At 62.1% G+C, this 19,450-nt stretch carries 21 protein-coding genes and 1 pseudogene; 15 read left to right on the top strand and 7 right to left on the bottom strand.

Annotated elements, in window-relative coordinates:
* Positions 1-14: 14 nt before the first annotated feature.
* Positions 15-659 carry a TetR/AcrR family transcriptional regulator gene (locus CLM74_RS13420; protein WP_105164300.1) on the bottom strand — a complete coding sequence of 215 codons (645 nt, stop codon included), beginning with the start codon at positions 657-659 and terminating at the stop codon, positions 15-17.
* A gap of 82 nt (positions 660-741) precedes the next feature.
* Between CLM74_RS13420 and CLM74_RS13415 the strand changes: the two genes are divergently transcribed.
* Entirely contained in the window at positions 742-2,277 is a 1,536-nt protein-coding gene (locus tag CLM74_RS13415; RefSeq protein WP_105164299.1) for an FAD-dependent monooxygenase, read from the top strand.
* Positions 2,278-2,315: 38 nt separating this feature from the next.
* Here CLM74_RS13415 and CLM74_RS13410 read toward each other — a convergent pair whose 3' ends face one another.
* The 4 genes from CLM74_RS13410 to CLM74_RS13400 all read right to left on the bottom strand — a co-directional run bounded on the left by CLM74_RS13410 (position 2,316) and on the right by CLM74_RS13400 (position 3,541).
* Entirely contained in the window at positions 2,316-2,564 is a 249-nt protein-coding gene (locus CLM74_RS13410) for a hypothetical protein (protein WP_105164298.1), read from the bottom strand.
* A 128-nt stretch (positions 2,565-2,692) separates the two neighbouring features.
* On the bottom strand, positions 2,693-2,962 hold the full coding sequence (locus tag CLM74_RS13405) for a hypothetical protein (RefSeq protein ID WP_025878728.1): 270 nt from the start codon (positions 2,960-2,962) through the stop codon (positions 2,693-2,695).
* Between the two features lie 144 nt (positions 2,963-3,106).
* Positions 3,107-3,283, bottom strand: coding sequence for a hypothetical protein (locus CLM74_RS21665; protein ID WP_199776051.1), 177 nt, complete (start codon positions 3,281-3,283; stop codon positions 3,107-3,109).
* Positions 3,284-3,292: 9 nt separating this feature from the next.
* The gene (locus tag CLM74_RS13400; protein ID WP_025878727.1) at positions 3,293-3,541 is read right to left on the bottom strand and encodes a hypothetical protein; all 249 of its coding nucleotides are present in this window, start codon (positions 3,539-3,541) and stop codon (positions 3,293-3,295) included.
* Between the two features lie 177 nt (positions 3,542-3,718).
* On the opposite strand from CLM74_RS13400, the gene CLM74_RS13395 reads away from it, so the two are divergent.
* Complete coding sequence (locus tag CLM74_RS13395; RefSeq protein WP_032976222.1) at positions 3,719-4,006, top strand: barstar family protein; 288 nt, start codon at positions 3,719-3,721, stop codon at positions 4,004-4,006.
* 91 nt (positions 4,007-4,097) lie between these two features.
* Here the strand turns inward: CLM74_RS13395 and CLM74_RS13390 are convergent, their stop codons facing one another.
* Complete coding sequence (locus tag CLM74_RS13390) at positions 4,098-5,306, bottom strand: MFS transporter (protein ID WP_033831433.1); 1,209 nt, start codon at positions 5,304-5,306, stop codon at positions 4,098-4,100.
* Positions 5,307-5,384: 78 nt separating this feature from the next.
* Positions 5,385-5,837, bottom strand: coding sequence for a phosphohydrolase (locus CLM74_RS13385; protein ID WP_105164297.1), 453 nt, complete (start codon positions 5,835-5,837; stop codon positions 5,385-5,387).
* 122 nt (positions 5,838-5,959) lie between these two features.
* Between CLM74_RS13385 and CLM74_RS13380 the strand changes: the two genes are divergently transcribed.
* From CLM74_RS13380 to CLM74_RS13320, 13 genes and pseudogenes are all read left to right on the top strand, one after another.
* Entirely contained in the window at positions 5,960-6,217 is a 258-nt protein-coding gene (locus CLM74_RS13380) for a hypothetical protein (protein WP_025878723.1), read from the top strand.
* A 36-nt stretch (positions 6,218-6,253) separates the two neighbouring features.
* Positions 6,254-7,933, top strand: coding sequence for a type IV secretory system conjugative DNA transfer family protein (locus CLM74_RS13375; protein ID WP_105164296.1), 1,680 nt, complete (start codon positions 6,254-6,256; stop codon positions 7,931-7,933).
* Positions 7,934-8,349: 416 nt separating this feature from the next.
* Positions 8,350-8,796 carry a hypothetical protein gene (locus CLM74_RS13370; protein ID WP_025878721.1) on the top strand — a complete coding sequence of 149 codons (447 nt, stop codon included), beginning with the start codon at positions 8,350-8,352 and terminating at the stop codon, positions 8,794-8,796.
* A gap of 89 nt (positions 8,797-8,885) precedes the next feature.
* Complete coding sequence (locus CLM74_RS13365) at positions 8,886-9,962, top strand: type IV secretion system protein (protein WP_105164295.1); 1,077 nt, start codon at positions 8,886-8,888, stop codon at positions 9,960-9,962.
* Positions 9,959-10,738 carry a TrbG/VirB9 family P-type conjugative transfer protein gene (locus CLM74_RS13360; protein WP_033831428.1) on the top strand — a complete coding sequence of 260 codons (780 nt, stop codon included), beginning with the start codon at positions 9,959-9,961 and terminating at the stop codon, positions 10,736-10,738. The genes CLM74_RS13365 and CLM74_RS13360 overlap by 4 nt, the downstream gene beginning before the upstream one ends.
* Complete coding sequence (locus CLM74_RS13355) at positions 10,735-12,006, top strand: TrbI/VirB10 family protein (RefSeq protein WP_105164294.1); 1,272 nt, start codon at positions 10,735-10,737, stop codon at positions 12,004-12,006. The genes CLM74_RS13360 and CLM74_RS13355 overlap by 4 nt, the downstream gene beginning before the upstream one ends.
* Before the next feature lie 13 nt (positions 12,007-12,019).
* On the top strand, positions 12,020-13,063 hold the full coding sequence (gene virB11, locus CLM74_RS13350) for a P-type DNA transfer ATPase VirB11 (protein ID WP_105164293.1): 1,044 nt from the start codon (positions 12,020-12,022) through the stop codon (positions 13,061-13,063).
* 15 nt (positions 13,064-13,078) lie between these two features.
* Positions 13,079-13,543 (top strand): annotated as a pseudogene (locus CLM74_RS21810) (lytic transglycosylase domain-containing protein); the annotation flags it as partial.
* Between the two features lie 624 nt (positions 13,544-14,167).
* Positions 14,168-14,527, top strand: coding sequence for a TrbC/VirB2 family protein (locus CLM74_RS13340; RefSeq protein WP_234003481.1), 360 nt, complete (start codon positions 14,168-14,170; stop codon positions 14,525-14,527).
* On the top strand, positions 14,520-14,828 hold the full coding sequence (locus CLM74_RS13335; RefSeq protein WP_081323733.1) for a VirB3 family type IV secretion system protein: 309 nt from the start codon (positions 14,520-14,522) through the stop codon (positions 14,826-14,828). Before CLM74_RS13340 ends, CLM74_RS13335 begins: the two co-directional genes overlap by 8 nt.
* Before the next feature lie 84 nt (positions 14,829-14,912).
* Positions 14,913-17,360, top strand: a complete 2,448-nt coding sequence (locus CLM74_RS13330) for a VirB4 family type IV secretion/conjugal transfer ATPase (protein WP_105164290.1) — start codon at positions 14,913-14,915, stop codon at positions 17,358-17,360.
* Complete coding sequence (locus CLM74_RS13325; protein WP_105164289.1) at positions 17,357-18,208, top strand: hypothetical protein; 852 nt, start codon at positions 17,357-17,359, stop codon at positions 18,206-18,208. The genes CLM74_RS13330 and CLM74_RS13325 overlap by 4 nt, the downstream gene beginning before the upstream one ends.
* Before the next feature lie 61 nt (positions 18,209-18,269).
* The gene (locus tag CLM74_RS13320) at positions 18,270-19,418 is read left to right on the top strand and encodes a type IV secretion system protein (RefSeq protein ID WP_033831420.1); all 1,149 of its coding nucleotides are present in this window, start codon (positions 18,270-18,272) and stop codon (positions 19,416-19,418) included.
* Positions 19,419-19,450: the final 32 nt, after the last annotated feature.

Raw genomic sequence — 19,450 nt, 5'->3', positions numbered from 1 at the left:
ATCCCCCGATTGCGTCATGGACGCGCGGACGGATCCGTATACGGCGTACCGGCCAAAGCCACCAGCACGCCGGTGGCGCCGCGCACGATCAGCGGCACCATCGCCTGCCGCGGATCGCCGCCGAACGACAGGGCGCGCAGCCCCTGTTCGTAGGCGGCCACCATCGACGCCATCAGCATCGTCGCACCCAGTCGTGCGTCGGCGTCGCCGACGGGTCGCCCCGCTGACTCAGCCATCAACTGCGCCAGCTCATCAGTCAGCAGCGCCTGCAGCTGCCGCGCATGGGCCACCAGTACCGTGCTCTGGGCCACGGTTTCCCAGAACGACGCCGCACCGGCGTTGATCCGCAGCAGCGGATGGCCGGTGTCCAGCAGTTCCCGCACGAGTGCCTGGAAGGCGGCCAGCGGCGTCATCGACGTGCGCGCGGCCATGCCCTCGCGCAGCAACTGGCGCGCTTCCTCGTCACGGTCGAACACCAGCTGTTCCTTGCTGGCGAAGTAGTTGAATACCGTCTTGCGCGAAACCCCGGCGGCGTCGGCGATCTCGCTCATTGACACCGCCTCGAAGCCGCGCTCGATGATCAGCCAGGTGGCGACGTCGGAAATCGTCTGTCGGGTCTCGGCTTTGCGCTGCTCGCGGCGGCCGGGTGGCGGGGGCATGGGCGGGTCACTTGTGGAAAAGTACACCGAGTGTAACATTGAGGCCGCCAGAGTGCCGACCGGGTGCTCACGAGGATTGCCAATGCGGTACGACGTCGTCATTGCCGGGGCTGGCCCGGTGGGACTGCTGCTGGCCTGTGAACTGTGTCAGGCAGGAAGCGCGGTGCTGGTACTGGAGCAGGCGGCCTCGCCGGATTCGCCGCTCAAGCGCCTGCCGTTCGGGCTGCGCGGTTTGAATGCCCCGACGCTGGAGGCGCTCGACCGGCGCGGTGTGCTGGACGCGGTGGCAGCCGGCCAGGTGCTGAAGCCGGAGAAGGGCCCGCCGCCGCCGGGAACCGCGCACTGGCTCTCGCAGCCACGCAAGCTGGGTGGTCACTTCGCGGGTATTCCGTTTGCACTGGACAACGTCGACAGCGGTCGCTGGCCCTGGCGCCTGCCCAGCCCGGTCGGCACGCAGATGGCGGTGGAACTGCAGGCGCTGGAGGCCGTGCTGGCCGAGCGCGCGCAGGCGCTGGGCGCAGTGATCCTGCGTGGTGCGGGCGTGCAGAGTGTGCAGATGGGGGCCGACGAGGTCCAGATCGAGGCGGGTGGGCAGACCTTCCGCGGGCGCTGGCTGGTCGGCTGCGATGGAGGCCGCAGCACCGTGCGCAAGCAGTGCGGTTTCAGCTTTGCTGGTACCGATCCAGAGTTCACAGGCCACTCGCTCAGTGTTGAACTGGAAGATCCGACGGCACTCAGCCCGGGGCGTAACACCACCGCGCAGGGCATGTGCAACTTCAATCCGCCGGGCACGATCGCCCTGGCCGACTTCGACGGCGGCGCGGGCCACCGCCAGCCACTTGATCGCGAATCGGCACAGGCGCTGCTGCGCCGCATCTCCGGCCGCGAAGCAACGATCACCGCGCTGCATCTGGCCACCACCTGGACCGACGGCGCACGGCAGGCCACCGCCTATCGTCGTGGCCGCGTGCTGCTGGCCGGCGATGCCGCACATGTGCATTCGCCGCTGGGTGGGCAGGGTCTGAATCTGGGCCTGGGCGATGCGATGAACCTTGGCTGGAAGCTCGCCGCCGTCGTGCGCGGCGAGGCAGCTGATGCGCTGTTGGATACCTATCAGGCCGAACGCCATCCGATCGGCGCGCGCGTGCTGGAATGGTCGCGCGCGCAGGTCGCATTGATGCGCCCAAGCGCGGGCTCACGTGCACTGGCTGCCATCGTGGCCGATCTGGCAGAAACACGTGATGGCGCCACGTATCTCGCCGAGCGCGTGTGGGGTGTGGGCCAGCAGCTGGACCTCGGCCATACCCATCCGCTGGCGGGCCGCAGCACGCCGGATTTCCTGCTGGTCGATGGCCGCCGCATGGGTGAACTGCTGCGGGCGGGGCAAGCGGTGCTGCTGGTGTTCGATGCTGCTGCCTCGTTGTACGAGGCGGTTGATGTTGAACGGGCCCGCATCCTGTCCATCGCGCAGCCCGCTGTCGATTCGCTGGGCCTGTCGGCGCTGCTGGTTCGTCCGGACGGCATTGTCGCCTGGGCCAGTGATGGCGCCGATGCGGCAGGACTGGCGCAGGCGGTACAGGAATGGACGGGCTCAGCTGGCAGGGAAGCGATTGCCTGAGTTCCGGCGCAGCCCGCGCAGGGCTGCGCCGCCGTCTTTCAGAGATCCTTCTTCTTGCCGCTCAGGTCCAGCGGCTGATCACTGCCCTTGCGCTCGCTCGACCAGACCTCAACGCTCTTGCTGCATCGGCTTTCGCGGGCGGCGACCTCAGGCGGCAGGTCCTTCACATGCGGCGACTCCTGGCAGGCTGCGTGCATGGCCGAATCGTCATAGGTGGCACAGGCGCTGATCGAAGCGAGTGCAAGGACACAGAGAGCGGAGCGGAGCAGGGATTGCAGCAGGCGCATGGGGAGATCTCAAAAGGGCCGGTCTGGCTATCGAATTCAATCCGTGACCTGGCTCACGCGCAATCCGACTGGCAGCACTTGTTATTGAGTAACAATTGTGGGAATGCTCAGAGGCGGGCGATTGCCTATCAGGCGATGCAGATCAGGAACACCGTCGACAGCGCGAGCATCAGCACGAACACGCGCCGGCTCAAGGCCAGGCAGGTCAGGCAGGCCGCCAACGCCCAGGCCGCCAGCAGTGCACATCCCAGCAGCCACAGCCCGACCGTCATCATCGAGCCGGCCGCTGCGGCAGACAGCGCAAAGACCTTGAACAGCGCCACGCCCAGCACGCTGCCCAGCGCGCCGGCCCGCAGGGCAATCGCATCGTGGCAGGTGGGGGAAAGCTGGCGGTGCATGAGGGCTGTGTCGGGCTTTGGGAGCTGGCGTGCGCAACTCTGCAGCAAGGCGGATCTACGCCGCGTGTTCGTCGCACCGCCAGCGCGCAAATGCCGTGATGAGCTGACCACGGCATGTGCATACTGCATGCCAGTGCTGCCCGGTCAGCGTGCCGGTTGGGAGGCCAGAATGTCGCGCCCGTGTGGGGTCAGATCGATATCCGCATCTTCCGCCTGCACCGCCAGGCCTTCCTTCACGGCCCACGTCGCCGCATCGCTTCCCACAGGGTGCGCATCGGCAATGGCGCGCAGGATGGTGAACTGTTCTTCAGTCAACGGCATGGTACGTCCTCATACGCCCAGCAGGGGCGGCAGTTGCCAGTCCGAAAGGCGCGCATTGCTGATGGCCTGATGGCAGCCACAGGCATCACAACGGAACAGCGTACCGCCCGGCAGGTGCAACAGGTTTGCATCCTGGGCGCAGGTGATTTCCGCACAATGACGGCATGACACGGTAAGCGAAATGATGCGCTCCACGTCGCCGGAAATATTGAACGCGGCCTCGAAGGCATGGATGGCGAAGTGGCCGGTGTCCGGCATGGTGTTCTCGGTTGCAGACAGGTGTCTCCATCCTCGTTTTCCCACCGTGATGAGGCTGTCAGGCCAGCGCGGTGGCGAAGTCAACGAGGTCCGCTGCTACGCTTCAGGACTGCGCATGCGGCTGGGATAGCATGCAGGTTGAATTTCCACTCGCCGCTGGCAACGGAGTAGCCCGCAATGGACATCGAACTGGACGGCAACCGCATCCACAGCGAGCGGGCATTCCACGAGACGCTGGCGCTCGCACTGGGTGTCGAGCGCGGTTATGGGAACAATCTCGACGCCCTCTGGGATCTGCTGAGTGCCAGCGTCGAGCGCCCGCTGCAGCTGACCTGGAACGGCCATCAGGTTTCCAGAGAGGCGCTGGGGCCTCGCTTCCAGCAGATCGTCGACGTGCTTGAGCGGGTGCAGCGCCAGGATGAGGCCATGGCACTGGACGAACGCTTCAGCTATTGCCTGCGGTAGGTTCGGTGTGCAGCCGCTACCAGCGTGGTGCTGCCTGTTGCCTCCAGGGCAACACCGTCGCCTGGGCGACGGCTGACGAACCGTGCGCAGTTCAGCGGCTGCCGGCGATGGCAACCCTGCGCTTCTCCAGCATCACCGACACGCACCACAGCAGCAGGCCGCCGACCGCCGTCGCCGCACCTACGTAACCGGTGGTGGCCGGGCTGAAGCCGGCGCTGATCGCCATGCCGCCCAGCCACGGGCCGAGTGCATTGGCGGTGTTGAACGCCGCATGGTTGGAGGCGGCGGCCAGGGTCTGCGCCTCGCCGGCCACGTCCATCAGGCGCGTCTGCAGTACCGCAGCCAGGGCGCCCATCGTGCCCACGGTGATGATCATCGGGCCGATGGTCCACACCGATTCGGCGGCCAGCGGGTACAGCAGCAGCATCACGATCGACCACACCAGCACCACGGCGGCGGCCTTGAAGTGGAACTTGTCGACCAGCCAGCCGCCGGCGATGTTGCCGATGATCGCGCCGATGCCGAATACGCCCACCGCCAGCGGCATCCACGACTCGGCCACGCCGGTCACCTGCACCAGGGTCGGTGCCAGGTAGGTGAACACGCAGAACATGCCGGCAAAGCCCACCGCGCCGATCGACAGCGCCAGCCAAACCTGGGTGGTGTTGAATGCGCGCAGCTCGCGCATCGGCGAGGTCCGCACCTCATCCGGATCGGGCAGCAAGAAGCGCGCGATCATCGCCACCGTGGCGATGGCCAGCACGCTGACCAGGGCGAAGGCGGTGCGCCAGCTCAGCTGCTGGCCCAGCCAGGTGGTCAGCGGATTGCCGATCAGGATCGCCACCGACAGCCCCAACAGCACGCGCGACATTGCTTGGCCGCGCTGCCCGGCCGGGCTGATCGCTGCGGCCACCAGCATCGCCACGCCGAAGTAGGCACCATGCGGCAGGCCAGCGACAAAGCGCGCCACCAGCATCGTGCCGTAGTTCGGCGCCAACGCGCTGGCCAGGTTGCCGACGGCATAGAACCCCATCAGCGCCAGCAGCAGCTTGCGGCGCGGGAAGCTTGCGCCGACGAAGGCCAGGATCGGTGCGCCCACCACCACGCCGATGGCGTATGCGCTGATCAGGTGGCCGACCTGCGTCTCGCTGATCGACAGGCCGCGGCTGATCTCCAGCATCAGGCCCATGCTGGCGAATTCACTGGTGCCGATGGCGAAGCCGCCCAACGACAGGGCGAGGATGATCAGGGTACGCTGGCGCGGCGTCAGCCGAGCGGCCAGAGGGGAGTTGGGGCTCATTCGGGGGCGCAAAAGGGCGGGGGAAGCGCCCCATTGTACTGCTGCACCGCAACAGGCATCAGCCGGGCTGGGGGTAAATCAGTGTTCGATGGGTGGTGCTGCCGGCGTGGCCGGCTGGCCAAGCGCCGCCAAGGCCCGTCGGTATTTGTCACGCAGGCGCTCGGCGGTGGCGGCATCCAGCGATGCCAGCCGCGCTTCATCGGCATTGTCGGCGATGTCGGCCAGCTTGACCTTCAGTGCCAGCGGATCCGCCGAAATTCGTGCGTAGTACGTGTCGGCATCCGCCGCAGGCGTCCGGCTCAGCAGCCGGACCGCGTCCTGCAACGGGGCGGGAAAAGCCTGCACCTGCCCAGCGAAGGCCGGGCAGTCCTCGATCACATCATGCAGCCAGGCCACCGCCTCTGCTTCATCATCGCCGCGCACGGCAGCGGCCACCCGGCCAACGTGGCCGATGTAGGGGTGCCCTGCCTTGTCGACCTGGCCGGCATGGGCCTCCAGCGCCAGCATGCGTGCACGTTCTACCCAGTCCATTGCGATCTCCCCGGTGCAAGCGTGTATTGTCGTACGGACTGTCTGCATGTCGCCACCACGGCCGTGCAGGCATCATCGGACGCTGCAGGAATGGCATCTGGATTCCATCAGGGAGATGAGACATGCAGGAATACACCCATCAGCTGGAACTACGCGGCCGCTTCCGTCTGGTAGCGGTGACCCACGAGCCGGTGTACGCTCCCGGCGATGTGGTCGGCCATGCGGTCATCGTCGACGGTGGGGAACGTCTGACCGACCTGATGTCGTTGGCCGATGCGCGCCGGTACCTTGAGGAACTGGTGCGGGAAGAGGGCGTGGAGCCCGGGCTGGAGAATGAAGTCAACCTGCGGAGGAAGGCGTCGCAGCGACGCCGCCGCTAAGCCGTCGCGCCCTCGGGCGCATCATGGAGGATTCGGGTGTTGTCCAGTAAGAAGTATCTGCTCATCGCCATCATCACGCTGGCGACCCTGCTGCTCGGGTTCGTGCTTTCCGGTTACCTGACGCTGCTGCTGCTTGGTCTGGATACCAAGCTGCTCACCTGGAATACCTATTACCAGTATTTCCACGCCCTCGGCCAACCGCAGGTTGCCCCGTTCGTGGGCAAGATCAAATGGGCCGGCTACCTCGGCTTCGGCCTGCCGCTGCTGGTGCTGGCCATCGTCGGCCTGGTCGTGCTGCTGAAGAAGGACAAGCGCTCGCTGCACGGTGACGCGCGCTTTGCCACCAGCGCCGATCTGGCCAAGCATGGCATGTTCAAGAAGAGCGGCCAGAGCATCGTGGTCGGCAGCCATGGCGGCAAGCTGGTGCGGCTGGACGGCCAGCAATTCGTGATCCTGGCGGCCCCGACCCGTTCGGGCAAGGGCGTCGGCGTGGTCATCCCGAACCTGCTGGAGTACGGCGAATCGCTGGTGGTGCTGGACATCAAGCAGGAAAACTTCGACCTGACCAGTGGTTGGCGCGCCAGCCAGGGCCAGGAGATCTACCTGTTCAACCCCTTCGCCGAAGATCGCCGCACCCATCGCTGGAACCCGCTCAGCTATGTCTCAGACGACCCGGCGTTCCGTGTCTCGGACCTGATGAGCATCGGCGCGATGCTGTATCCCGATGGCTCGGAAGACCAGAAGTTCTGGATCAGCCAGGCGCGCAATGCCTTCATCGCCTTCACCCTGTACCTGTTCGAGAACTGGGATGACGAGCGCAGCAGCGGCTTCCCGGGCGGGCAGGGCACACCGACCCTGGGTGCGGTCTACCGCCTGTCCTCCGGCGATGGCAGCGACCTGAAGAAGTTCCTCAAGGGCCTGTCCGAGCGCCCATTCCTAAGCAGCAACGCGCGCTCGGCATTCGCCAACATGCTGTCCCAGGCCGACGAGACCTTCGCCTCGATCCTGGGTACCTTCAAGGAACCGCTGAACCCCTGGATCAACCCGGTCTTGGACAAGGCCACCAGCACCAACGACTTCCTGCTCACCGACGTGCGCAAGAAGAAGATGACCATCTACATCGGCATCCAGCCCAACAAGCTGGCCGAAAGCCGATTGATCATCAACCTGTTCTTCAGCCAGTTGATCAACCTCAACACCAAGGAACTGCCCAAGTCCAATCCGGACCTGAAGTATCAGTGCCTGCTGTTGATGGACGAATTCACCTCGATCGGCAAGGTCGAAATCATCGCCTCGGCGGTGTCCTACATGGCCGGTTACAACGTGCGCCTGCTGCCGATCATCCAGAGCATGTCGCAGCTGGATGCCACCTACGGCCGCGAGGTCTCACGCACTATCATCACCAACCATGCGCTGCAGATCCTGTACGCCCCGCGCGAACAGCAGGATGCCAACGACTATTCGGACATGCTGGGCTACACCACCATCCGCAAGAAGAACGTCACCCACGCGCGCGAAAAGACCCACAGCTTCACCGAGGAGCGTCGCGCGCTGATGCTGCCGCAGGAGCTCAAGGCGATGGGGCCGGACAAGGAGGTGTTCCTGTACGAAGGCATCCCGCATCCGGTCAAGTGCGACAAGATTCGCTATTACAAGGATCGCTATTTCACGTCACGTCTACTGCCAAAGGTTGACGTGCCTATGCTTGATGTCTAAGTTGAAGCCTTGAAAGTGTGACGCATGCACGCATTCATTGAGGTGAATTAGTGAAGCGCGTCAAAGAAGCGCCATACGTTGGTCAAAATTCAGATTTGTCTGACATCGAATTGACGCGTAGTTGTGCGACTCTATGCGTGGCTTGCGGATCTGTGTGATTCGTCATGCTTTCAGAGTGGCCAGGAGTTTCAGCCATGGGAACAGGGATGGTTCCGACGTTGGTGAGGGTGCGTGAGAGGGGCCTCGGATGAGGTTGCTTCACGCGACTTGGTTGGCAGCTTTCGAGCTGCAGGGGAACCGTGCCCATGTGCTGTTAAGCAGTGCATTCGTTACGTTTCCGGCGTGCATCGCGCAGTGCCGGACGACCAAGGGACCAACATCGGGACTGCTTTTTCGTACGTCAAAGTGAAGCCCGTATGAATCAGGCGTTTATTGCAAAAATGTCCATCGCCGCAGTGGCGGCGTTGATGGTGGCAGGTTGTGCTACCAAGCCCGCACCCGACTTTGGAGGGCGTTGGAAGCCGGTCAACCGTTTCGCGACGGCTCCGACCGAGATTCCGCTGTACTCCAGCTACGTCTATCAGGCGTCGCCAATGGATCGCACGCTGAAGGCCATGCTCGAGCGCTGGGCCAAGGATTCCGGCCGCACGCTGGACTATCGCCTCAGTTCGGATTTCACCCTGTATGGCGCGGTGTCGGAGATCGACACCACCAACGCACAGCAGGCCGTGATCGATCTCACGGCGGCCTATGCGGCGCAGGGCGTTTCCGTCTCCATCGTCGGCAACCAGATCGTCGTGCAGAGCGCTGGATCGACGCCGACCGCGTCGGCCCAGGATCCCGAAGCCAGCAGCGGCAGCTGAGACCGCGTCGAAATCATCGAACGTGCCGCACCCCGCGCCTGGCGCAGGGGCGTCGCGCCCATTGATGTTTCAGCAGTACGGAAGAACCCATGTTCCGCAAGAAGGATGCAGGCAACAGCCCCAAGGTCGAGCAGTCGGTCGCCAAGGCGGTCAGCTACGAGATCACCGTGGCCGACATGGCCCGGCGCAGCGAGCGTCGTGCCTGGTGGGTCGCCACCGGTTCGTTGCTGATGTCGCTGGCGCTGGCCGGTGGCTACTACTACATGCTGCCGTTGAAGGAGAAGGTGCCGTTCCTGGTGATGGCTGATGCCTATACGGGTACGGCCACGGTTGCGCGCCTGCGCGGCACGTTCCAGGGCGAAACCATTACCACCAACGAAGCGGTCAATCGCAGCAACGTTGCCCAATATGTGCTGGCACGTGAGTCGTATGACTCGGCGGTGATGGGTCTGCGCGACTGGGAGCTGGTGTTTGTGATGTCAAGTGATCCGGTGGCGCAGAGCATGAAGCTGCGTTATGCCGGCAATAATCCGCAGAACCCGTTCGTTATGTACGGTCGCGGCAAGGCGATCCGGGTCAAGGTCCTGAGCATCACGCCGCTGGCCCCGCAGCCCAATGGTGGCTTCCGTGGCGCATCGGTACGCATCCAGCGCAGCCTGCTGGACAAGCGCACGGGTGCCTCTACCTATCTGGATAACCAGCTGGTAACGATGCGCTTCGAGTACAACCAGAACCTGGCTCTGTCCGAGCAGGATCGCGTGCTCAACCCGCTGGCCTTCCAGGTCACCGAGTATCGCGTCGACAACGATTACGCCCGTGGCGTGCCGGTGCCGGACGACAGTGCCATGCAGGACCAGGCACAGCAGGCCGCACAGCAGGCGCAGCTGGCCGCGCAGCAGGCACAAGGCATCTACGACCCGAACAATCCGGCCGCGGCGACGATGATCGATCCGGCTACCGGGCAGCCTGTTGCGGCACCGGTCAATGGCCAGATGCAACAGATGCAGGGGCAGCCGATCCAAGGGCAACCGATGCAGGGCCAGCCGATCCAGGGGCAACCCATGCAGGGGCAAGCAGTGCCGGGGCAGGCAATGCCCGGTCAGCCGGCCATGAGGCCGGTACAGAACAATTCCACCGGAAATGCTGATGGAGCAAGCAACCGATGAGTAGTCGAAAAGTCAGGGGGAGCGCATTGGCGCTGCTGTCGTTGCTGTCGCTGGTGTTTTCCACCGCGGCGATGGCGCAGGCGGTAGACCATTACGAGTATGAGAAGGATCGCATCTATCCGGTTCGCACCGGCCTGGGCTTGACCACCCAGATCGAACTGAGCCCGAACGAAAAGATCCTCGACTACAGCACTGGTTTCAGCAACGGCTGGGAGCTTACACGTCGCGAGAACGTGTTCTACATCAAGCCGAAGAATGTCGACGTCGACACCAACATGATGGTGCGCACCGAGACTCATTCCTACATCTTCGAATTGAAGGTCGTGGCAACGGACTGGCGTCAGCTGGAACAGGCCCGTCGCGCCGGTGTGCAGTACAAGATCGCCTTCACCTACCCGAGCGACACCGAATTCGGGTTGGCACAGGAGGCGGTCGAGGAGGAGGCCAAGCCACTCCTGAGCACCGAGCTGGCCAAGGATCGCCAGTACAACTTCAACTACTCCTACTCGACCAGCAAGGCGAAGAAGATGGGGTGGCTGATCCCGGTCAATGCCTACGACGACGGTAGCTTCACCTATCTGAAACTGCCGAATTCGCCCGAGTACAAGACGGGCATTTTCCCGGCCGTGTTTGGGCGCGAGAAAGAGTACGGTGAGGACTTCGTAGTTAACACCACCGTTGAAGGCAACACCTTGATCGTCCACGGGACCTACCCGTACCTGGTCATCCGCCACGGCGATTACGTCGTTGGTCTGCGAAGGAACGTGAAGAAATGAGCCAGCAGAACACTCCCGGAAACGATCCGAACAACGAGCGGGACCAGGCCAACAGCCCTTACGGCGGCAGCCCTAGTGCCGCTCCCGAGGCATCGTCCAATCCTTACTTCGGAACCGCCCAGGCTGAGCCGGCACCCGACTTGGACGCTGGCGCACCGCAACTGCGTTCGGCCGAGGAGCAGCGCCTGAATCGCAAGGCGCTTCTGTTCCTTGGCGGCATTGTTGTTCTGCTGGTGGCCATGGGTTTCCTGCTGTTCCGCAAGGGGCAGGACGACAAGGGGGCGCAGGACACGCCGCGTGAAGTGGCCCGCGTCACCACGCCTGATCTTCCGAACGTGGAACCACCGCCGCAGGCGCCGCCTGCAGCAGCAGCGCCCATTCCCATGTTGCCGACGCTGCCGCAGGACGACGGCCCGCAACTGGTGCCGGTCGCGCCGCGTCAGGAGGCAATGGCGCCGCGTGGTCCGACCTTGCTGGAGCGCCGGATCGCCGGTGTCGACGACGCCGCCGTCGGGGCAGGTAACCGCCCTGGTGGTGCGCCGCAGTCCCAGCGCAGCGCGTTGGACGAACAGACCCGCCAAGCGCTGCTCGCGAATATGATGCCGAACCAGCAGGGAACGCAGAAGGTCCGTCGCGGCCCGGATGTCGAAGACATCTCCACGGCGTCCTTCATCCGCAGCCCCGATGCCCTGCTGGTGCGTGGTACCTACCTGCGCTGCGTATTGGAGACCCGCATCATCACCGATCTGGCCGGGTATACCTCGTGCCTGCTCACCGAGCCGGTCTATTCGATCAATGGCCGCACCCTGCTGCTGCCCAAGGGTTCGAAGATCTATGGCGCCTATGGCGGCGGTCCCGCCGGCAAGCGCGTGGAAGTGATCTGGGATCGCATCACGACCCCGAATGGTCTCGACGTGGCGATGTCCAGCCCTGGCGTGGACGGCCTGGGTGGTGCCGGTCACCCGGGTCAGTACAGTGCGCACTGGGGCGCACGCATTGCCTCGGCACTGATGATCAGCCTGATCGCCGATGCCTTCAAATACGCTGCCGCCGAACACGGGCCCGAGACCACCACTGTCGCCAACAACGGCATGACAATCCAGTCGCCGTATGAAAGCGCCACTGCCCGCACCATGGAGCGTCTGGCCAACGAAGCGCTCAGCAGCAGCCGCCGTCCGCCGACGGTCACCATCAACCAAGGCACCATCGTGAATGTCTACGTCGCAAAGGACGTTGACTTCACCAGCGTGCTGAACACCCGCAGGTAATCCAAGAGCCACCATGGACGCCGAAGTGTCACCCCTCGCCCTCGTCTCCAGCGATTTCCTGCGCTATCAGTACGAAGTGCTGGGCATCGCCGAGTACATGACTTCGCCCGAAGTGACGGAAATCTGCATCAACCGTCCGGGTGAGCTGTATCTGGAGACGCGGGCAGGGTGGCAGCGCGTGAATGTGCCAACTCTGACGTTCGAACGTGCGCGGCAGTTCTGTACCGCGGTGGTCAACGAAAGCAACACAGGCCAGCGCATCACCGATGCAGACCCGGTGGTGTCGTTGACCTTCCCGACCGGGCAACGCGCGCAGTTCGTGATCCCGCCTGCCTGCGACGCTGGCAAGGTGTCGATCACCATCCGTCTTCCGTCCAAGCACACCAAGTCGCTCACCCAGTATCACGAGGATGGCTTCTTCGCCCAGATCCTTGAACAGGATGGCAGCTTGAGTGAGCAGGATCGTGAACTGCTGGAATTGCGGCACACTCGCGAATACGCCGAGTTCTTCCGGCGAGCGGTCATGTACCGCAAGAATATTGTGGTGTCTGGCGCTACCGGCAGCGGCAAGACCACCTTCATGAAAGCGTTGGTGAACCATATCCCGGACAGCGAGCGTCTGGTCACTATCGAGGACGCGCGCGAGCTGTTCCTGACCCAGCCCAACGTGGTGCACCTGCTGTACTCGAAAGGCGGGCAGAGCGCCAGCAACGTCACGGCCAAGAGCTGCATGGAAGCCTGTCTGCGCATGAAGCCCGAGCGCATCATCCTGGCCGAGCTGCGCGGCGATGAAGCGTTCTACTTCATCCGCAACTGCGCCTCGGGTCACCCCGGTTCGATCACCAGCTGCCACGCCGGCAGCCCGGAGCAGACGTGGGACCAGCTGGCGCTGATGGTGAAAGCGTCGACTGAGGGCTCAGGTCTGGAATTCAACGTCATCAAGCGTCTGTTGATGATGACCATCGATATCGTCGTGCATATCAAGGCGCATGCTGGTGCCCGCTACATCACCGGCATCGACTTCAATCCTGGGCGCGCCCAGGGGCAGGAGGGCTGAACTATGTTGCCAGGACTGGAAATGATGGCGTGCCCGGAGATGGCCGTCTCGATGGACGTGATGCAACACGTGATCAACGTCGAATCCTCGCGCAACCCGTACGCAATTGGCGTGGTTGGCGGCGCACTGGTGCGTCAGCCCAAGGCACTGGACGAAGCACTGGCCACCGTGCGCATGCTGGAGGAAAAGGGTTACAACTTCTCCATCGGTCTGGCCCAGGTGAACCGTTACAACTTGGCCAAGTATGGTCTGGACTCTTACGAGAAAGCCTTCCAGCAGTGCCCGAACCTGCAGGCCGGGTCGCGCATCCTCGCCGAATGCTATAAGCGTTCCGGAAAGGATTGGGGAAAGTCTTTCAGCTGCTATTACTCGGGCAATTTCGAGACCGGCTTCCGCCACGGTTACGTGCAGAAGGTCTATGACTCGATGCGGCGAGGGCAGCAGGTGGCCAGTAATGGCGTCGCGCCGATCGATGTGGTGAGCCGCGGCGAACGCCGTACCGTCAAGGTCGAGCACCATCCGCAGTTGGCCTCGCCAGCGCAGGCGCGCATCGTCGCCCAGGCCAATGGGCCGGTCTATGTGCCCTCCAATGATCCGGCGCGTGCTTACACCGTCTATCCATCCACCGGAGCGATGGCGCGCGGCAGTCTGGTCAACCTCGCCGACCAGGCGCTGTCGCGGGTTGTGCTCGGCTCGGTTGACCGCATGATGCAGCCGCAGGCGCAGCCGGAGAGCGGCTACCCGCCGCAGCAGGGCTATCCGCAGCAGACCGCTCCAGCACAGGCGGGCCAACCGCCGATGATGCCGCAACAGCTGCCCGGCGCGATCGCCGGCGGGGTCGAAAGTCCGGTCATGCTGCAGCCATGGGGCGAGCAGGATGCTCCGGCTGCAGCGACCAACAATATGTACAACGCGCCGGCGCAACAGCTGCCGGCGCAGCAGATTCCCCCAGGGGATGCGGCCTTCGTGTTCTGACGAAGTCGTGGTTCGGCCAGTCCCCCGGCTGGTCGATTCGGTTGTGTTAGTTCATCAACAAGGAAAAAATCCATGAAGCGTTCCAGTATTGACCTCGTCCAGGCCCAGCGTACGTTGAAAACGATGCTGATGGCCGCTGTATTCGTGGGTGCGGTATTCGCCCCGCAGGTGTTCGCAACAAACTTCGGTGGCACCGACAAGAAGGTGTGTGGTTTCTTCGACAACGTCAATGGTCTGCTGAACATGGCGTCCATCGCTGTGGTAACCATTGCGGTGATCTTCGCTGGCTACCAGATTGCTTTCGCCCACAAGCGTATTGGCGACGTCGCACCGATCCTGATCGGTGGCGTGCTGATCGGCGCTGCTGGCCAGATCGCCAAGATGCTGCTGGGCGATGATTTCGGCGATTGCAGCAAGGCCGGCGGTGGCGGTGAAGGCGGTATGGCCTTCGAAATGATCAAGCACGCTGTCCAGTACTACAGTGCATAAGAACGTGCTGTTTCGGGGGTGCACACGCCCAGCGATGTTTCTGGGCGTTCCCTATCTGCCCTTTTTCATGGTGGCCGGCGGGTTGTTGCTCCTGAGCATGTACACCAACTTCTGGTTCCTGCTGACCATTCCGGTTGCCATCTTCATCATGCGCCAGATGGCCAAGCGCGACGAGATGATCTTCCGTCTGCTGGGCCTGCGACTGCTGTTCAAGCTGCGGGTCCGCAACGTACAGGAACACGATGGCATGTGGGTGTTCAACCCGAATCATTACCGCAACAAACCGGCCCGAATGGATTGAGGGCTGGATCGGACCAGGTGGGCGTCAGACACCCACCTGGTCCACTCCGAATCTTCGTCGGCAGTACCCTTTGGAAGCAGTCGTATGTTCAGCCCAGATACGTCCATCAGCGAATTCATTCCTCTGTCCTCGCATGTAGCCCCGAACGTGGTGAAGACCACGGGCGGAGATTATCTGTTGACCTGGCACCTGGAAGGGTTGCCGTTCGTGGGGCGTGAGGAGTGGGAGCTGGAACATCGGCACAACACCTTCAATCGGTTGCTGCAGACCCTGCGCGCGCCGGATTTCGTCAACGTCGCCTTCTGGGTGCATGACATCCGCCGTCGCCGCACGCTGAAGGGCAAGAGCAACTATAAGCAGCGCTTCAACCAGGACGTGTCCGACCAGTACATGGGCATGCTCTCCTCGCAGCGCATCATGCAGAACGAGCTGTACCTGACCATGCTCTACCGGCCGGTAGTGGCCGGCAAGCGCTTCGTGGAGAAGTCGGCCAACGTCGACAAGCTCCGCGCAGAGCAGGAACAGGCCGTCGAGAAGCTGATGGAACTGGCTGGCAACGTCGAAGCCGTCATCCGCGACTACGCGCCGTACCGCCTGGGCATGTACGAAGCCAAGAACGGCGTGGTGTTCTCCGAAACCCTGGAGCTCTTCGGCTACTTGATCAATCGCATCGATGAGCCCGTGCCGGTGCTGTCAGCACCAGTGAAGGACTACCTGCCGGTCAGCCGGCATATGTTCTCGGCCAAGACCGGTGACTTCGTGATCAACACGCCCAACGGCGTCAATCACTTCGGCGCCATCCTCAACATCAAGGAGTATGCCGAGGGCACCTACCCGGGCATCCTCAACGGTCTAAAGTATCTGGATTTTGAGTACGTCATCACCCATTCGTTCAGCCCTATGGGACGTCAAGACGCGCTCAAAGTGCTGGACCGTACCAAGGGCATGATGATTTCTTCTGGCGACAAGGCGGTCAGTCAGATCGTTGAACTTGACCAGGCGATGGATCAGTTGTCCTCGGGCAACTTCGTGCTCGGTGAATACCACTTCATCATGGCCGTCTACGGCGACAGTCAGGCCAAGCTGTCCCAGAACGTGGCCACGACCCGCGCAGAACTGTCCAATGCCGGTTTCGTATCCACCAAGGAAGACCTTGCAGTCACCTCGTCGTTCTATTCCCAGTTGCCGGCCAACTGGCGTTTCCGTACCCGTCTAGCGAACGTCAGCTCGCTGAACTTCCTCGGCCTGTCGCCGCTGCACAACTTCGCCACCGGCAAGCAGCACAATAATCCATGGGGCGACTGCGTTACCACGCTGCAGACCACCAACGGCCAGCCGTACTACTTCAACTTCCATGCCACCCACCCGTCAGAGAACTCGCTGGGTGAAAAGGCGATTGCCAACACCATGGTGATTGGTAAGTCGGGTACCGGTAAGACCGCCCTGATCAATTTCCTGCTCAGTCAGGTGCAGAAGTACGAGCCGTCGCCGACCATCTTCTTCTTCGACAAGGACCGCGGTGCCGAAATTTTCGTGCGCGCCTGCGGCGGTAACTACCTTGCATTGGAGAACGGTGCGCCGACCGGCTTCAACCCCTTCCAGTGCGAGAACAACGAAGGCAACGTGCAGTTCCTCGCCGACCTGATCAAGGTGCTGGCCGGCAAGCGCGAGTACAGCGCACGCGAAGAAGAGGACATCTACCGCGCAGTGGAGAGCATGCTCGACACGCCGATGCATCTACGCAGCATGACCAATTTCCAGAAGAGCCTGCCCAACATGGGTGATGACGGCTTGTACGCACGCATGCGTCGCTGGACCTCAGGCAACTCGCTGGGCTGGGTGTTCGACAACCCGGTCGATACCGTGGACCTAAGCAAGGCAAACATCATCGGTTTCGACTACACCGACATCATCGACAACCCCGAAGTGCGCGTGCCGGTCATCAACTACCTGCTGCACCGCCTGGAGTCGCTGATCGACGGTCGTCCGTTGATCTACGTGATGGACGAATTCTGGAAAATTCTGGACGGTGAGGGTGGCCTGAAGGAATTCGCCAAGAACAAGCAGAAGACCATCCGTAAGCAGAACGGTATGGGGATTTTCGCGACGCAGAGCCCGGAGGACGCGCTGAAGAGCGATATCTCCGCAGCGCTGATCGAGCAGACCGCCACCTTGATTCTGCTGCCCAACCCCAATGCCAGCAAGAGCGACTACATGGACGGGCTGAAGCTGACCGAGGCCGAGTTCAAGGTGGTCACCGCCCTGGACGAGCGTTCGCGCTGCTTCCTGGTCAAGCAGGGGCACGCGTCCAGCGTGTGTCAACTCAATTTACGTGGGATGGATGACATCCTGTCGGTGATCTCGGCCTCGACCGACAACATCGACATCATGCACCGCGTGCTGCAGACCGCAGCGGTACGCGCGCGGGTAACGGTGGATGAACTGACGCCGGAACAGTGGCTGGAAGATTTCTACAAGAACCGTAAGGGCTCCGGAAAGCCCGCATCCAACAATAAGGAGGTTGCAGCATGACTGTCGCAACGGACGTGAACGCAGCAAGCCCCTTGAATTCGATGGAGAAAAACATGGAAACCATTGCCCGTATCACCAAAACGTCATGCGCAGTCTCACGGGTCCGCTGCACGGTAGTGGCGATTTCTATTGCCGCAATGCTCAGTTTTCCTGTGAGGGGCTACACGTTTCCAGTGGTCGAAGTCGGCTTGAACACTTTTAACAGTACGCTGACCGAAATAAATACACTGGCTAGCCAAGCGGAGGCATATGCAGAATACGGCCTGCAGTATCAGCGCTTCTACGATACGACGCAGAATTGGCTGCAAAAGCTCGCTAAATTCAATCAGATTATTGCATCGCCTTTGATGCCTAAGGGTGTGAAGCTAGAGCCGGTGCCGCTTGAGTGGAACGTTGCGGAGCGATGCGGTGCGGGAAATATCATGAGTCTGAGTGGGATCCTGACGGCATTGGATCTCAGCCCGGGCGGCGACATCATTGCCCAGCAGCGCAATATATGTGCGGCAATTCAGGTGCTGGAGAACCAAAAATACAACGAGACCGTCGAGGTTGTGCAGAAGACAATGCCAGATATGCGGCGAGTGCTCGACAAGATCAAGGATATCCGCACTTTGTGGAGCGGTGAGGGCGCGATGGCAGAGGCGTCCGCCAACGCAGTCGTGTCTGACGCGTATATGCAGGCTGACTTTGCCACATGGGAAAAGCAGACTGAAGGCTATGACAAGCAGATCCAGGCGCTGACCAAAATGCAGCAGATACTTGCGCAGCGTGCATTGAAGGGTACCGGCCAGTCACCTCTCGGCACCGTAGTGAAGGCGGCGGCACTGAAGGCAGCGCTCTCCAACTGATTAGACGCTGCTCCGGTCGAGCTGCAATCACATACTAGGTGAAGTTATGGATCTTGGGCTGATGGATGGCATGTTGGGGCAAGGCCCGCTGCACATGCTGCAGAATCTGCACGCGTCATCCTCAATTGGTGACTTTGTATTTTTCCGACTTATTCTCGATTACCTGCATAAGGAAATCGCGGAGTATGGCGTCAAGCTATTGGGACGGATGATGGCATGGGTCGGTGGCATCGCACTGACTCTCATGACGCTCTGGGTACTGATTCAGGGCTTCCGTATTGCCACCGGTCGCAGCCGCGACTCGATGATGGTGCTGGTGACCAACATGGCCAAGGCTGCGCTGATCGTGTCGGTTGCCACGACCATGGGCATGTTCGGTCGCGAGATGCATGGCTTTCTCATCAATGACGTGAAGAACGAGATTACTTACGTCGTGACCGGGAAGAAAGACTCGCCGGAAGATCTGATCGATGAGAACCTGGGTTACATGCAGCTGGCGCTATCCAGTGTTGACGCGCTGGACGTGATGAGCGATGTGACGCTGGACAACGCGAAGACCCGCGCCATGTGGTTTATTGGCATGGGCACGGGGGGGCCGGCAGTCACGGCTGGCTCAATGCTCTTGCTATACGAGGTCGCGCTGGCATTGTTCATCGGCCTAGGGCCATTGTTCATCCTATGCTTGCTGTTTGACCAGACCAAGCAGCTGTTCCAGAAATGGCTGCTCTACGGCATAGGCACGATGTTTTCCATGGCGGTTCTAGCGGCTATGACCGGCATCGCGATGAAGATGGTGTCCAAGGTTGCGCTCGCCTTCTGGGGGAGCACGTTAACGGGTACGCTGATGGGTGAAAATTTCAGCGAAGGTATGTCGAGCATGGCACTGCAGCAGGGTGGCATGGGCCTGATCCTGACCACTCTGATCCTGACTGCGCCCCCAATGGCGGCAATGTTCTTCCAGGGAACATTGGGCAGCTTCATGGCATATTCGCAGATAGGCGGTAGTGCAGTACCGGCATCGCCGGGCCCGAATGGTCAGCCGCCGGGTTCGACGGGCGGAGGTCAGAGTTACAGACCGGAAGCGCCATCGTCGGCTGCGGGATCGCAGTTGGGCGGAGGGCAGGGGGTAATGCCAAGATTGCAAGGCGGGTATGAGCCTCAGCAGCCGTCTTCTGGCGTCAGGGGGAACGCCAATTCAGGAACTGCCTAGTCCGATTACTTGGGTGGAGATGTTGGAGGTAC

The sequence above is a fragment of the Stenotrophomonas sp. MYb57 genome (assembly GCF_002966815.1).
GTDB classification, from domain to species: domain Bacteria; phylum Pseudomonadota; class Gammaproteobacteria; order Xanthomonadales; family Xanthomonadaceae; genus Stenotrophomonas; species Stenotrophomonas indicatrix.
The sequence above is the reverse complement of the archived record's forward strand: the minus strand, read 5'-3'. Positions and strand labels throughout refer to the sequence as shown.

Coding starts and splice junctions, on each gene's coding strand:
- CLM74_RS21665 (WP_199776051.1), bottom strand. CDS start 3,283: ATGCCGTTGACTGAAGAACAGTTCACCATCCTGCGCGCCATTGCCGAT.
- CLM74_RS13415 (WP_105164299.1), top strand. CDS start 742: ATGCGGTACGACGTCGTCATTGCCGGGGCTGGCCCGGTGGGACTGCTG.
- CLM74_RS13370 (WP_025878721.1), top strand. CDS start 8,350: ATGAATCAGGCGTTTATTGCAAAAATGTCCATCGCCGCAGTGGCGGCG.
- CLM74_RS13380 (WP_025878723.1), top strand. CDS start 5,960: ATGCAGGAATACACCCATCAGCTGGAACTACGCGGCCGCTTCCGTCTG.
- CLM74_RS13360 (WP_033831428.1), top strand. CDS start 9,959: ATGAGTAGTCGAAAAGTCAGGGGGAGCGCATTGGCGCTGCTGTCGTTG.
- CLM74_RS13325 (WP_105164289.1), top strand. CDS start 17,357: ATGACTGTCGCAACGGACGTGAACGCAGCAAGCCCCTTGAATTCGATG.
- CLM74_RS13340 (WP_234003481.1), top strand. CDS start 14,168: ATGGCCGCTGTATTCGTGGGTGCGGTATTCGCCCCGCAGGTGTTCGCA.
- virB11 (WP_105164293.1), top strand. CDS start 12,020: ATGGACGCCGAAGTGTCACCCCTCGCCCTCGTCTCCAGCGATTTCCTG.
- CLM74_RS13395 (WP_032976222.1), top strand. CDS start 3,719: ATGGACATCGAACTGGACGGCAACCGCATCCACAGCGAGCGGGCATTC.
- CLM74_RS13355 (WP_105164294.1), top strand. CDS start 10,735: ATGAGCCAGCAGAACACTCCCGGAAACGATCCGAACAACGAGCGGGAC.
- CLM74_RS13410 (WP_105164298.1), bottom strand. CDS start 2,564: ATGCGCCTGCTGCAATCCCTGCTCCGCTCCGCTCTCTGTGTCCTTGCA.
- CLM74_RS13330 (WP_105164290.1), top strand. CDS start 14,913: ATGTTCAGCCCAGATACGTCCATCAGCGAATTCATTCCTCTGTCCTCG.
- CLM74_RS13420 (WP_105164300.1), bottom strand. CDS start 659: ATGCCCCCGCCACCCGGCCGCCGCGAGCAGCGCAAAGCCGAGACCCGA.
- CLM74_RS13405 (WP_025878728.1), bottom strand. CDS start 2,962: ATGCACCGCCAGCTTTCCCCCACCTGCCACGATGCGATTGCCCTGCGG.
- CLM74_RS13320 (WP_033831420.1), top strand. CDS start 18,270: ATGGATGGCATGTTGGGGCAAGGCCCGCTGCACATGCTGCAGAATCTG.
- CLM74_RS13365 (WP_105164295.1), top strand. CDS start 8,886: ATGTTCCGCAAGAAGGATGCAGGCAACAGCCCCAAGGTCGAGCAGTCG.
- CLM74_RS13385 (WP_105164297.1), bottom strand. CDS start 5,837: ATGGACTGGGTAGAACGTGCACGCATGCTGGCGCTGGAGGCCCATGCC.
- CLM74_RS13390 (WP_033831433.1), bottom strand. CDS start 5,306: ATGAGCCCCAACTCCCCTCTGGCCGCTCGGCTGACGCCGCGCCAGCGT.
- CLM74_RS13400 (WP_025878727.1), bottom strand. CDS start 3,541: ATGCCGGACACCGGCCACTTCGCCATCCATGCCTTCGAGGCCGCGTTC.